11 protein-coding genes and 1 tRNA gene are annotated in these 13,300 nt (G+C 42.3%); 4 read left to right on the top strand and 8 right to left on the bottom strand.

The window, feature by feature from the left end; all coding sequences use genetic code 11:
* The first annotated feature begins 3 nt into the window (after window positions 1-3).
* Complete coding sequence (locus FGG15_RS01715; RefSeq protein ID WP_138832572.1) at window positions 4-399, top strand: VOC family protein; 396 nt, start codon at window positions 4-6, stop codon at window positions 397-399.
* Here FGG15_RS01715 and FGG15_RS01710 read toward each other — a convergent pair whose 3' ends face one another.
* The 4 genes from FGG15_RS01710 to FGG15_RS01695 all read right to left on the bottom strand — a co-directional run bounded on the left by FGG15_RS01710 (window position 400) and on the right by FGG15_RS01695 (window position 4,584).
* Window positions 400-1,329 (bottom strand): hypothetical protein, encoded by a 930-nt coding sequence (locus FGG15_RS01710; protein ID WP_138832570.1) that lies wholly within the window; start codon window positions 1,327-1,329, stop codon window positions 400-402.
* Window positions 1,330-1,407: 78 nt separating this feature from the next.
* The gene (locus FGG15_RS01705; protein WP_138832568.1) at window positions 1,408-2,664 is read right to left on the bottom strand and encodes an NAD(P)/FAD-dependent oxidoreductase; all 1,257 of its coding nucleotides are present in this window, start codon (window positions 2,662-2,664) and stop codon (window positions 1,408-1,410) included.
* Between the two features lies 1 nt (window position 2,665).
* The gene (locus tag FGG15_RS01700) at window positions 2,666-3,676 is read right to left on the bottom strand and encodes a 4-hydroxyproline epimerase (protein WP_138832566.1); all 1,011 of its coding nucleotides are present in this window, start codon (window positions 3,674-3,676) and stop codon (window positions 2,666-2,668) included.
* Window positions 3,676-4,584, bottom strand: coding sequence for a dihydrodipicolinate synthase family protein (locus FGG15_RS01695; protein WP_138832564.1), 909 nt, complete (start codon window positions 4,582-4,584; stop codon window positions 3,676-3,678). The genes FGG15_RS01700 and FGG15_RS01695 overlap by 1 nt, the downstream gene beginning before the upstream one ends.
* A 125-nt stretch (window positions 4,585-4,709) precedes the next feature.
* Between FGG15_RS01695 and FGG15_RS01690 the strand changes: the two genes are divergently transcribed.
* On the top strand, window positions 4,710-5,552 hold the full coding sequence (locus FGG15_RS01690; protein ID WP_138832562.1) for an AraC family transcriptional regulator: 843 nt from the start codon (window positions 4,710-4,712) through the stop codon (window positions 5,550-5,552).
* Window positions 5,553-5,621: 69 nt separating this feature from the next.
* Window positions 5,622-7,178 (top strand): M28 family peptidase, encoded by a 1,557-nt coding sequence (locus tag FGG15_RS01685; protein ID WP_138832560.1) that lies wholly within the window; start codon window positions 5,622-5,624, stop codon window positions 7,176-7,178.
* A gap of 158 nt (window positions 7,179-7,336) precedes the next feature.
* Here the strand turns inward: FGG15_RS01685 and FGG15_RS01680 are convergent.
* A tRNA-His gene (locus FGG15_RS01680) sits at window positions 7,337-7,412 on the bottom strand.
* A 328-nt stretch (window positions 7,413-7,740) separates the two neighbouring features.
* Between FGG15_RS01680 and FGG15_RS01675 the strand changes: the two genes are divergently transcribed.
* Window positions 7,741-9,825 (top strand): tetratricopeptide repeat-containing sensor histidine kinase, encoded by a 2,085-nt coding sequence (locus FGG15_RS01675; protein WP_138832557.1) that lies wholly within the window; start codon window positions 7,741-7,743, stop codon window positions 9,823-9,825.
* On the opposite strand, the gene bshB1 is transcribed toward FGG15_RS01675, so the two are convergent.
* The 3 genes from bshB1 to FGG15_RS01660 are packed head-to-tail and all read right to left on the bottom strand — an operon-like array spanning window position 9,822 to window position 13,168.
* Window positions 9,822-10,544 (bottom strand): bacillithiol biosynthesis deacetylase BshB1, encoded by a 723-nt coding sequence (gene bshB1 / locus FGG15_RS01670; protein WP_138832555.1) that lies wholly within the window; start codon window positions 10,542-10,544, stop codon window positions 9,822-9,824. The two genes, FGG15_RS01675 and bshB1, sit on opposite strands and share 4 nt — an antisense overlap.
* 9 nt (window positions 10,545-10,553) lie before the next feature.
* Entirely contained in the window at window positions 10,554-11,723 is a 1,170-nt protein-coding gene (locus FGG15_RS01665) for a trans-sulfuration enzyme family protein (protein WP_138832553.1), read from the bottom strand.
* Window positions 11,724-11,758: 35 nt separating this feature from the next.
* Window positions 11,759-13,168 (bottom strand): MATE family efflux transporter, encoded by a 1,410-nt coding sequence (locus tag FGG15_RS01660; protein ID WP_138832551.1) that lies wholly within the window; start codon window positions 13,166-13,168, stop codon window positions 11,759-11,761.
* Window positions 13,169-13,300 lie beyond the last annotated feature (132 nt).

Below are 13,300 nucleotides of genomic sequence, written 5' to 3'. Positions count from 1 at the left end.
ATTATGACAAGCCCTAAACAGCATTTGACCCATGTTACCCTTGTGGTTCGGGATTATGACGAGGCTATTTCGTACTATACTGACAAATTGAATTTTGATTTGATCAAGGATATTGATCTGGGTGACGATAAAAGATGGGTTCTGGTCTCTCCCAAAAATTCAGAATGCCAATTGGTACTTGGGAAAGCCGTAGGACCTGAACAAGAAGCTGCCATTGGCAACCAAACCGGTGGCAGGGTGTTTATGTTTCTGCACACCACGGATTTTTGGGCCACCTATAAGCAAATGCAATCCAAAGGTGTGGTTTTTAAGGAAGAACCAAGGGATGAGCCCTATGGAACTGTAGTGGTTTTTGAGGACTTATACGGTAATCTGTGGGATTTGTTAGAGCTGAAATAATCAATTAGGCTCACCCTCTTCCCCAACTTCCGCAACGGGGAAGTAGGTTATCCGCCTAGTGGAATAGGTATTGTCCGGGGTAATAATCTGTTTGATCCAATTTTTTTCCGGATTGTTATCAAATTGATGAATGTATTCCTTTATGGATTCTGAATTGGAGGTTCGTGTAGTTACTTTTTCCAACATACCTTCCACATCATAGGAATAGATACGTTTCCTCTCAGACTCAAATTTCTTTTGGACAGCATTGAACTGAAAAAACTCCTCGGAATCCATCCTTCCGTTAGCATTGAAAACTTCTTCTGTAGCCTTGTTGGGTTCTCCACCGATAAACTCCTTGGTCAGAATAATCTTTTGCGTGCCATTCGCTGTCTTCTTTTCGGAGGTTCTAACTGATTTTTCCAAAACACCATTTCCAAAATAGCTCGTGGTGAGTTCATTCTTATAAGGGACATATTCAACCGTGCTTTCATCTACACCCTCGGCATTGGAGGTAATGATTTTTACAAGGCGTTCCTCCCCATCAAACATGTACTCCTGCTGCTCCAAAAATTCCTTATCATAAGAAACAATTCGCTCAAACAATTTCCCCGGTTGTAAACTATCCCTGGTATAGAAGTTGACCATGGAGGTAGCTGCATCCAATATATTGTCCTTGTAGCTCTCCATTCGTTTTTCAACTAAATGACCTTCTTCATATTTGTACAGGGTAATATCCTGATCCGTTTCATTGTACTGGGTAATGGTTCTGATCAAGAACCCATCTTCATCAAATTCAAAGAGTTCCTTTCCATAATCTGTGATTACCAAACAAGATTTAACATTCCCTCTTAAATCAAAGTCCTGAACCTTGAGCATTTGAAGGTCTTGGGAAAACATCCCAAAATGTGTGGTCAAAAGAATAAAAACAAAGAGGTACTTTTTAATCATATTGTAAAATTACTTCGAAATCATACAATTATAAAACAAAAAGAATGCCAGTTGTCGATTATCCTTAAAAGCTGGGAATCAAAACTTTCGTTCCGGCAGAAATGGACTTATGTCCATGGAAGGTTTTGATCCTGAAATCAATTCGGTGATCAATTTTCCAGTAGCTGGTCCAAGACTCCATCCCATCATGGCATGGCCAGTGGCCAAATGAAGGTTTTTGTATTTGCTCGATGTGCCAATATAAGGTAATCCGTCCGGGGTTACCGGTCTAAGACCACATTGGGCATTTTGTTTGTCCACTTCAGGTATTTGAAGTCCTTTGTAATAACGACCTGCTCCCTTGGCAATGGCTTCTACTCGCTCTTTTCTAATTGTGTTGTTGATTCCAGAAAACTCCATGGTTCCTGCGAAACGGGTAAAACCGTCCATAGGTGTAACGGCCATCTTGGCTTCCATCAAAATAGCCGGCATAGAAATGTTGGTTGGGGTTTCCACATTGATTCTATACCCCTTTCCTGCTTGAAGTGGTAATTTAATGCCCAATTTTTTTGACAGTTTGTTGGTCCATGACCCAGCTGCAAACACTATCTCATCAGCATGATAGTTGGCCAGATTGGTTCTAACCCCTGTAACCTTTTCTGAGTTCAAAGCCACATCTTGAACTTCCTCATTTTTCTTAATGTTAACCCCATTTTTTTGAAGGTAGGTCAACATACGATCCATAATCTGATGTGGAGTGGTATGCCAATCCGATTCATAATGAAAGGCTCCCTTTGCATTCAGCTCTATATGGGGTTCCCTAATTCGTAATCCGTCCAAATCCAGGTGATGAACCGTTAGTCCAAGTTCCTTGGCACGCTCGGCAACTTCATGTTCGTGGTCCCTTTCCTTTTTGGTCTGGTACATCATCAGCAACCCTTTGCGCTCCAACTGAAACTCACCTAAATCTCCAGAATTCCAAATCTCCTCGTAAAGCGAGCGACTCAGAAGATTGATATCCATGATTACGGGCATCGCCTTCCGCACCTTCTCTGCTGTCGAAGATTTTTTGAAGTACCAAGCCCATTTCATGAAATCCAAATCCAAACGTGGTTTCATGTAAAATGGACTGGAGGAATTAAACATGTATTTGATTCCTTTGGAAATCATTCCCGGTGAGGCTAAGGGAACAATATGACTTGGGGTGATGTAACCAGCGTTGACATAGGACGCCCCGGAATCCATATTGGATTTATCCAAAACCGTTACCTGATGTCCTTCTTTCTGCAAAAAATAGGCCGTCGAAAGCCCGATGATGCCTCCACCAACTACAATTATGCTCTTATTTTTTCCCATTTCAAATTACTTGGAATCCGTGGGCATAGGGGTCATCATCCGTGTCAATGGTGATGGTATTTCTACCATAGACCTTCGCCCATCCCTGAATACTGGGAATTATGGCCACTTTGTTATCCAAGGTAGTTTCCCTTTCCACTTTCCCTACAAATGTAGAACCTATGTAGCTTTCATGGATGAATTCCTCCTCTAATTTTAACTTTCCTCGAGTAAATAATTGGGCCATACGAGCAGACGTTCCAGTACCACAGGGTGATCTATCAATAGCTTTATCCCCATAGAAAACGGCATTCCTGCTGGTGGAACTAGCATTCAATGGATTTCCGGTCCATAACATATGGGAAACTCCATTGATAGCTGTATTCTCAGGATGGATAAATGCATCAGGGTATTTCTCATTGATTCGCTTTCGAAGTTCTTGGGAAAACTGTATCAATGCCCCTGCAGAGAAATCCTGTACTCCGGAAAAATTGGATTGAGGGTCTACTATGGCATAGAAATTACCTCCAAAAGCAACATCAAATCTCAAGGTGCCGAGAAAGGAAGATTCAACCGTGAAGTTTTGCGCAGCCAAATAACTCTTCACATTGGTTATCCTCACCCATTCCACTTTCTCCTGAGGTTTGGAATAGGATATTTCAACCAATCCCGCCGGGGTTTCCAAGTTCACCTTTCCCTCTACTTTGGGTTGGATAAGTCCTTCCTCCAAGGCAATGGTCATGGTACCAATGGTTCCGTGACCACACATGGGCAGACAACCACTAGTCTCTATAAAGAGAATGGCTGCGTCATTTTTAGGGTCATGCGGTGGATATAGAATGCTTCCGCTCATCATATCGTGCCCTCTGGGTTCAAACATAAGCCCCGTTCTGACCCAATCGTACTTTGCAAGGAAATGTTGGCGCTTTTCCTCCATGGTCTTTCCCTGGAGTTCGGGGCCTCCCTCGACTATAAGTCGTACCGGATTTCCACAGGTATGGGCATCAATGCACTTAAACGTATGTATCGGCATTAAAAATTTGGAATTTCGGGTCTTGTTTTTACTCCTTCTTCTATAATGGCAAGAACTCTCTGGCGTTCTTTACCATGCAATGGCAATCTTGGCAATCTAACTTGTTCGGTTCCAATGCCTGTAGCCACTTCCGCCAGCTTAATGTTCTGTACCAACTGAGGGCTGATATCCAACTCCAATAAGGGCATAAACCAGCTGTAAATCTTTGCGGCTTCCTCAATACGTCCAGCTTTCACCAACTCATAAATAGCAACTGTTTCTCTAGGGAAGGCACAGACCAAACCGGCTACCCAACCGTCCGCTCCCATCACCATGCTTTCCATGGCCAAGGTATCCACTCCGCATAAAATGTTCAATCTGTTCCCAAAACGGTTTTGGATTCGGATAATGTTGGTAATATCTCTTGTTGATTCTTTAACCGCCTGGATATTCTCGTACTTTAAAAGTTCATCGAACATGTCCAAAGTTACTTCAATCTTGTAATCAACAGGGTTATTGTAGATCATTATGGGTAGTGAAGTACTTTCAGCCACAGCTTTAAAATATTCCACGGTTTCATGATCGGTAGATTTGTACCTCATGGGAGGCAACATCATAAGGCCAGAAGCCCCTTGCTCTTGGGCTAGAGCTGCAGCTTTGACAGCTTGACGTGTAGATTGCTCCGCAATGTTCATAACAACCGGAACCTTGCCGTCCACCAATTCAACCGTGTGTTGCACCAATACCTTCTTTTCCTCATCTTCCAAGGTACTGGCCTCCCCCAGTGTTCCTCCTAAAATAATTCCATGGACCCCGGCCTCCAATTGGGCATTAATGTTCAAGGAGAACATTTCAAGGTCCAACTTGTCATCTTGAGTAAACTTGGTGGTAACGGCAGGCATTACCCCTTTCCAACTTATGTTTGTCATTTTCGATTAGTTTTCGCAAATGTAAAAGGAGTTCCTTGTATACAATTCCTGAAAATTAGCTAAATATCACGATATATTATCTTCATTTGGTTACATTTATCCTTTTTAAGGTAATTTTTGAACAAATGAAGGTATATTCCTTTAAAATTCCCAAAAAGCCCGGAGAGAACATTATAGTTCAAAAAGATCAAGGCCCCGCGTTTTACGACAAGCTTCACCAACATGAGGAAATACAAATGAGCCTGATTGTTCAGGGCAATGGAAAGTTAATTGTGGGTGATAGTGTGCACTCCTTTACATCTGGAGATTGTTTTGTTGTGGGAAGCCATATCCCACATTTGTTTAAAAGTGATCAAAGCACGGATCGTGTGCAGATGATTTCCGTATTCTTTGCGTTGGATTCATTTGGTGATTCTTTCTTCAAGCTCCAGGAAATGGAAGAGCTACAAGCTTTTTTCAGCTATGCTGAAACCGGTTATAAATTACAAAGTCAACTGGATGAAGTAGCGATTGCTATGCAAGGTATCCACAGCAAGGGACACTTTGCACGATTCATGACCCTAATGCAACTCCTAAAAACGATGAGCGGTTCCAAGGGGCAACGATTAGCAAGCTTTGTCCACTCCAAAGAAATCTCGCATGATCATGGGGAAAGGTTGCGGGTAGTTTTTGACTTTGTGATGGGGAACTTTGATCAAAAAGTGGATTTGGAAACGGTTGCGAAATTGGCCCACATGACGCCAAATGCTTTTTGTAGATTTTTTAAACAGCGAACCAACAAGACCTTCTTTAAATTTCTGAGTGAAATCCGTATTGAGCATGTTTGTCAATTATTGAACCAAAACAAAGATCTTTCGGTTGTGGAAGCTGCCCATGCTTCCGGCTTTAACTCCATATCCAATTTCAATAAAACTTTTAAGGATATTAAAGGAATCAACCCCACAAAATATAGGAAGGAAATAAGCTAATTGCCTAAACCAATGATTGGATACGAATTGTTTGTTACTTTTGGCAAATTATTCAACAAATTCCTTGAAATGAGATTTATACTCCTACTGTTTGTTGGACTTCAAATTTCCTGCAACTCCTCCCAAAAAACGGTCGAAACCAATACCGTAGCCCAGAGCACGGTAGATCCAGTTACCTATGCCAAGACCATTACAGAAGAAGATTTGAAGGAACACCTATATATCTATGCTTCTGACGAGTTTGAGGGTCGAGAGACTGGTCAACCGGGGCAAAAGAAAGCCGTGGAATATCTTCGATCGTATTATGAATCTTTGGGGATCCCTGCTGCCAAGGCCAATGGCGATTATTTTCAAAAAGTACCCTTAGAAATTGCCCAGGTGCCTGAAGGAATTGTTTCCTTTAACGGTTCCACCTTTGAGTTGGGTGATGATATTCTTAGCTTTTCGGAAGCCAAAGGAAATTTCAATGAATTGGTCTATGTAGGTTATGGTATTGAAGAGGGTTCCTATTCTGATTATTCCAATGTGGACGTAACTGGGAAACTGGTCTTGATCAAAGCAGGGGAACCCGTAAATGGGGACGGCAATTATACCCTTTCAGGAACCAAAGAAAAGTCCCTTTGGAGCAATATGAGTGAAGGGGTAGGGAAAAAATCAGGTCTTGCAATGGAAAAAGGAGCCAAGGCCGTGCTTTATTACGACACCACAAATTACCCTAGGTTCAAAGGGTATTTCGATTTCATGAAAGGTAATAAAAGTGGTAAAATGAGCTTAAAGGATCAATCTGATACCCAAGCTCTACTACTTCTGAACAAAAGGTCGGTTAAAACGCTAAAACCTGATATTGAATCGGATCATACTCCTGGTGCGTTTGCTGCCACCATTCAATTGGGTATAGAAAGCTCCAATGGACAAGTAGACTCTGAAAATGTGGCTGCCGTTATAAAAGGGACTGAAAAACCAGATGAATATCTGATTATCTCCTCCCATTTGGATCACATTGGGGTAACCGCGGATGGGCAAATCAACAACGGTGCTGATGATGATGGTTCTGGCAGTGTAGCCTTGCTGGAGATGGCCGAGGCATTTAAAAAGGCTTCCGATGCGGGGGAAGGCCCCAAACGTTCCATTGTTTTTCTTCATGTAACCGGTGAAGAAAAAGGACTGTTGGGTTCTAGGTATTATACCGATGTAGATCCCATTTTTCCGCTTGAACAAACCGTTGCCAATTTAAACATTGATATGATTGGTCGAATAGATCCCAAAAGAGGAGGGAACAGAAACTATCTCTATCTGATAGGTTCGGACAAGTTAAGTACGGAATTGCACAATTTGTCCGAAGAAATCAACGAAAAATACACCCAGATTGAATTTGATTACAAATACAATGACGAGAATGATCCCAATCGGTTTTATTATCGCAGCGATCATTACAATTTTGCCAAGAACAACATTCCCATCATTTTCTATTTCAATGGTACTCATGCAGATTACCACCGACCTGGGGACACTCCAGATAAAATAAATTATGATCTCTTGGAAAACAGAACCAGGCTTGTTTTCTATACCGCTTGGGAAGTTGCAAATAGAGATAAAAGAGTGGCCGTGGACAAGTCGGCAAAATAGGAGCTTCGTTGTATAAAAATGCCCCTCCTAACGGAGAGGCTTATCTTTGGGTGGAAGACCGGGTTCCCTTCGGCACCCTCAGGACAAGCTTCTCACCGGTTCTTCCTTGATCATAATGCACAAAAAAAAGCCCATCCTAACGGAGGGCTTTGCTATTAGGGTGGAAGACCGGGTTCGAACCGGCGACCTCTGGAACCACAATCCAGCGCTCTAACCAGCTGAGCTACAACCACCATTTAAAGCGGAGGCAAAAATACTTCTTTTTATTTTTTCTATCAAAAGAAATTCACCTTTCACAACCAATTAAATCGAAAAAGTTTTTGATGTTCTGTTCAACAGCATTCTTTTCCAGCTTTTTGTCTCAAACAAACATCCCGTCAAGCCAATTTCAGCTCAACTAAATCTCCGATGGAATTACCAACTAGGACGGGCTAATCCAACCAAAACATCGATGAAATGCGCATTTTGTCAGACAAAACACACAATTTTTGCATGTTCACAACATTTAGTTTCGAAAGCGGCCTCGCGCGGGTATTTTTAGTCTCATTTAGTTTTAGGCCCCATGTCCCAAAAAAAGCATTGCTATCAGGAACTTTTTCAACCCGGTAAAGTAGTCGTATGGCTCTTTATGTTCATTATCGCATTTTCATCCTACGCCCAAAGTGGTGAAAGGGATAGCCTGGCATTTCGATTAAAGCGTTTGGAGAATACAAATAGGTTTAATCCAAAAGACACCACCCATATCAAATTGCTTATAAACCTTGCCGATTCCTACAGGTTTTTCAACAATGATAGCCTCTTTTCCATTAACAATAGGGCCATGGAATATAGCAAGGCAATTGGGTTTGACCACGGAGAAATTAGGGCGCTTGAGAATTTGGGGAGTTATTACTCGGATCAGGGTAACCGAAAAAAATCCATGCCTATCCTTCAAGAAGCATGGCAGCTATCAAAAAACACAGGGGACAAGGATTGCGAACTAAGTATCATCAATGCACTCTCCAATGAATATTATTATGAAGGCAACGTAGCAGAAGCCCTTAACCTTTATTTAAAAGGGATTGACGTGGCCAAACAAGTTGGAAGTAACAGGATGTTGTCCATTTTAAATGAAAACATTGCTAGTCTTTACGCCGATCAAAAGGATTTTACCAACGCCCTCGTATACTATGATACGGTGCAAGCGATTAACCGAAAATTGGGAGATGTAATCTTTCATGCACAAACCCAAAGCAATATGGCTTCCCTTTTCAAGGATGCTAAAAATTTTGACCATGCCATGTTCAATATCAACAAGAGTATCGCCAGCTTTGAGGAACATGGGGTTTATGAATGGTTGGCCTATGCCTATCAGGTAAAAGGTAGTATTTACTTGGAACAGAAAAAGTTCCAATGGGCCTTGTATTGGTACGATCAAAGTAGCCTACTCCACAAAGACTTGGAAGATGATCGGGAAAAAATCCAGTTGTTGAACGGGATGGCCAAGGTATATTATGGTTTAGGGAAAGACAGCCTATCCATGGCCTATGCCAAGGAAGGATTGTTTCTATCCAAAAAAATTAAATCCCTGCAGGGTCAGATTGACTGCTCCGAAACTTTGTACAAATTGTATAAGGACAAAGAAAATACCCTTACGGCCTTGTTGCATTTGGAAACTTTCAAACAACTTTCCGATTCCTTATTTAGGGACAAGAACAGACAGAGCCTTTCCATGTTAAAGACCAAATTGCAGTATGAACAGGAAAAGGAACAATTGATCAAATCCAATAGACTGGCCTTGGCCAAGCAAAGGAGTTACATCTACTTTGCCCTAATGATTCTCATTGTTCTAAGCGTAGTTACCTTTATGGTAAGGCGAAACGCCCATATACAGAAAAAACTAAATGTTGAACTTCAGCAAAAGTCTGAAGTGGTAAGTCAGAGGGAATCTGAACTTCATGAAATCAACAAGACAAAGACCAAATTGTTCTCCATCATCGGGCATGATCTACGCGGACCTATTGGTGCCTTGCAAGGTATGTTAAAACTCTTTACAGATGGTGAAATTGGAAAGAATGAATTTATGTCGTTCATTCCTAAGTTCAAATCCGATGTTGAAAATATCTCCTTTACCTTAAACAATTTGCTTTCCTGGGGACAAACCCAGTTAAATGGGGTAGCTACCAAACCTAAAAGGATTTCTTTGGACAAAATTGTAAATAGCAACATTCAACTGCTCTCAGAAGTTGCATCCGGAAAATCCATCAAAATCATCAACCAATTGCCTGAAAATCCCATAGGTTGGGCCGATCAGAACCATATTGATATCGTAATTCGAAACTTGCTGAGCAATGCCATCAAATTTACACCGGAGAATGGTCTCATTACCATTGAAGCCGAAGAAAAAAGAAATGACTGGCAAATCATGATCAGGGATACGGGTATTGGGATGAACAAGGAAATCCAGAAAAAAATCTTTACAGATACCACCAATATCACCACCTACGGGACCAACAATGAAAAAGGAACCGGTCTTGGACTATCGCTTTGCAGGGAAATGATTCTAAAGAACAAGGGGGAAATTTGGGTGGAAAGCGTTTTACGAAAAGGATCCACTTTTTTCTTCACCGTTCCCAAAGCGCAGGATAAATATCAAAGAGCTAGTTAGAGCAGGGCATCCAGATTATCTATAGCAACAAAGCGTTCCACATTAAATCCTTCGGCGTGTTCCACGCCAACCAAGCGGCCCATATCCCGTGCCCTATACGTTACACTATCAATAAAGTTTTTACTGCTGATTGGTGTTTCTGGTTCATCGCTGTTGGGGTCAAAAAATTGGGAGCTATAGGCTAAAATGGCCTCCGTCTTTTTTTCAATAAATCCGGATACGTCCATCACAAAATCAGGCTCCAGATTTTTCCACTGGATAAAGTGATAAACCACTCTTGGCCTCCAAGGTTGCTGCCATTGGTCATCTCCGTCCATCTTGGTGTCTATTTTTACCAAACCGCTCAGAAAGCAGGCGTCACTCACCAGTTGGCTGCCCTTGGCGTGATCAATATGCCGGTCATCAACGGCATTGCAAAGCACCACCTCTGGACGATATTTGCGGACCATCTTAATGATTTCCATTTGATGGTTCTTGTCATTCACAAAAAACCCATCCGCAAATTGCATGTTTTCCCTAACTGCAACCCCTAGAATCTCTGCTGCTTTCGCCGCCTCTTCATCCCTAATCTCAGCGGTTCCCCGAGTACCAAGTTCTCCTCGGGTCAGGTCAATTATTCCAACTTTTTTACCTCTTGCCACTTCCTTGGCAATGGTTCCTCCTGCCCCAAGCTCTGCATCATCAGGATGGGCGCCAAAAACTAAAATATCTAATTTCATGAATGTTTGCTATGCATGCACCTGCATGGATTTAACCTCCTTTATCGCTTGTTCAATATCCCCTGTTAGGTCTTCAATATTCTCAATTCCTAACGAAAAACGAACCAAAGAATCCCTAATTCCCTGTTTTTGTCGGTCTTCCGGACTCATTAGCGCATGGGAGGTGGTCACAGGAGCCGAGACCGTACTCTCCAATCCGGCCAGACTCATGGAGGGTTTAATCAGTTTTAATTGTTTAAAGAATTGGGAAACGTCTACCTCATCGCTCAGTTCAAAGGAAAGCATTCCCCCAAAACCGTTCATCTGGGATTTTGCCAGCAAATGATCAGGATGACTTTCCAACCCGGGATAATGCACATTTAAAATATCTGGATTTTCCATGAGATAAGCAGCCATTTGAGCTGCATTGGCATTTTGTTCTTTCACCCTCAGACCCATGGTTTTCAGACTGCGTTCCAATAGCCAAACGGTATAATCGCTAAGACTACCTCCAAAACAAATTGCCGTTTGGTATACCCTTTCCATGTTTTCTTTGGATGAGGCCACAACTCCGGCGCAGATATCTGAATGCCCGCCCATGTATTTGGTGGCACTATGACAAACCACATCAATACCAAAGTCAATTGGGTTTTGATTGATGGGACTTGCAAACGTATTGTCGATCATGGTCATTATACCTTTGGACTTGGCAAGCTTGGACACTCCGGCTAAATCTGTGATCGTCAACAATGGATTTGACGGCGTCTCAACATAGATGAGTTTGGTGTTGTCCTTAAGTTCTCGTTCAAAGTCCATCACTTGCCATCCCGTGGTAAAGGAATAGGAAATACCGAACCTTTCCAATTGCGTCACCGCAAGATTATAGGTTCCCCCATACAAAGTCTGCTGAAAAACAACATGATCACCCGCTTGCAAAAATGTCAACAATGCCGTGCTAATTGCGGCCATACCACTTCCAAAAATCATGGCCTGCTCTGCATGTTCCAATGCCGCCAGTTTTTTCCCCAGCGCTTCCTGATTTGGTGTGTTAAAATATCTTGGATAGCGTTTTACATCCACATCTTCGAAGGCGTAGGATGTGCTTGTGTAAATTGGAGAGGTGGCGCCTTTGAACAAAACATCCTCAACGCCACCTTCATGGGTACATATCGTATTGATTCCCTTTTTTTCTGGATTCATATCAGCAAATGTTTATGCTAAAGATACGAAACAGGTCATACTTGAACCTTCTTCCAATTTCCTTTTTTGAACCAGATTACCGCCATTACGGCCAGCAATACCTCTGCCGCTGTTATGGCCACAAAAACTCCTGTAGCACCCCAGTCCAATACCAAGGCAGTAACATAGGCAATAGGCAGTTGGAACATCCAAAAGGAAAAGAAATTGATTTTGGTAGGTGTCTTGGTATCTCCTGCCCCATTAAAAGCTTGGGTAACCACCATCCCATAGGCATAGAACACATACCCAATGGCAATGACCTGCAGACATAGGGCACCACTTTCCACCACACTAGGCGTATCGTTGAACAGGGAAATAATGCTTTTGGCAAATATTAAATATACCAGCGATACCAAGCCCATAAAATAGGCATTGTATTTTCCTGTTTTCCAAACTGAAACTTCTGCCCTATCCGGTTTTTGCGCTCCCAGATTCTGGCCTACCAAGGTGGCCGCTGCATTACTCATACCCCAAGCAGGCATCAGCGTAAACATGATGACCCGGATGGCTATGGTATATCCGGCAAGTACCTCGCTCCCAAATTCGGACATGATTCGCATCAGAAAAACCCAGCTGGACGTCCCAATCAAAAATTGGGCAATTCCACCGAGCGATACTTTGATCAGGTTGATCATAACTTGGATATTGACCACCAAATCTTTCATGGCCAACTTGATCTTGCCCCATCCGAAGAAAAGAATTCCCAGCTGAAACAAAACAGCAGAACCTCTTCCGATATTGGTAGCAATAGCAGCTCCCATTACGCCATACTCCGGAATTGGTCCCATTCCAAAAATGAATATGGGGTCCAATATAATGTTGAGTCCATTGGACAGCACCAAGGTCCACATGGCAATGGACGCATCACCTGCTCCCCTAAAAATGGCATTGATCAAGAACAACAACATGATGGTAATGTTCCCTCCTATCAATAACCTAGTGTATCCGCTGCCTTCCGCAATTAGGTCAGGCTCTCCTCCCATCAATTGTAGAATTTCTTCCGCCCATAAAATGCCCACAATTCCCAAAACAATGGAAATCAGTACGCCCAAACCGATTGCCTGAACCGCTGCTATCCTTGCTCCTTGAACGTCTTTTTCCCCAATCCTACGGGCGACCACGGCTGTTGCGGCCATGCTCAACCCAATAGCCAAGGCATAAACCAACGTGATTACAGATTCTGTCAACCCAATGGTAGCTACGGCATTGACGCTCACCTGGGATACGTAAGCAATATCCACAATGGCAAAAATGGATTCCATCAGCATTTCCAAAATCATGGGTATGGAAAGCATGAAGATGGCCTTGCGAATACTTCCAGAAGTAAACTCAGTTTCTTTCCCGGATACGGCAATCCAGAAATAATTGAAAAATTTTTTAAGAGATAATTTATTTGAATAAGTCATTATAAGAGAATTATGAATAAAAAAAGAGGGTAAACGTCACTAAACCGAAAGAAGATTTTCGGTTACATTTTCGGCCTAAAGGCCAATGTGACATCTATTGCGTACATAATTCTTATAACTTCATGATGCTAC

Origin of the sequence: Flagellimonas algicola (genome assembly GCF_005937185.1) — a bacterium.
Lineage (GTDB): Bacteria > Bacteroidota > Bacteroidia > Flavobacteriales > Flavobacteriaceae > Flagellimonas > Flagellimonas algicola.
This window is presented reverse-complemented; position numbering and strand designations above follow the sequence as displayed.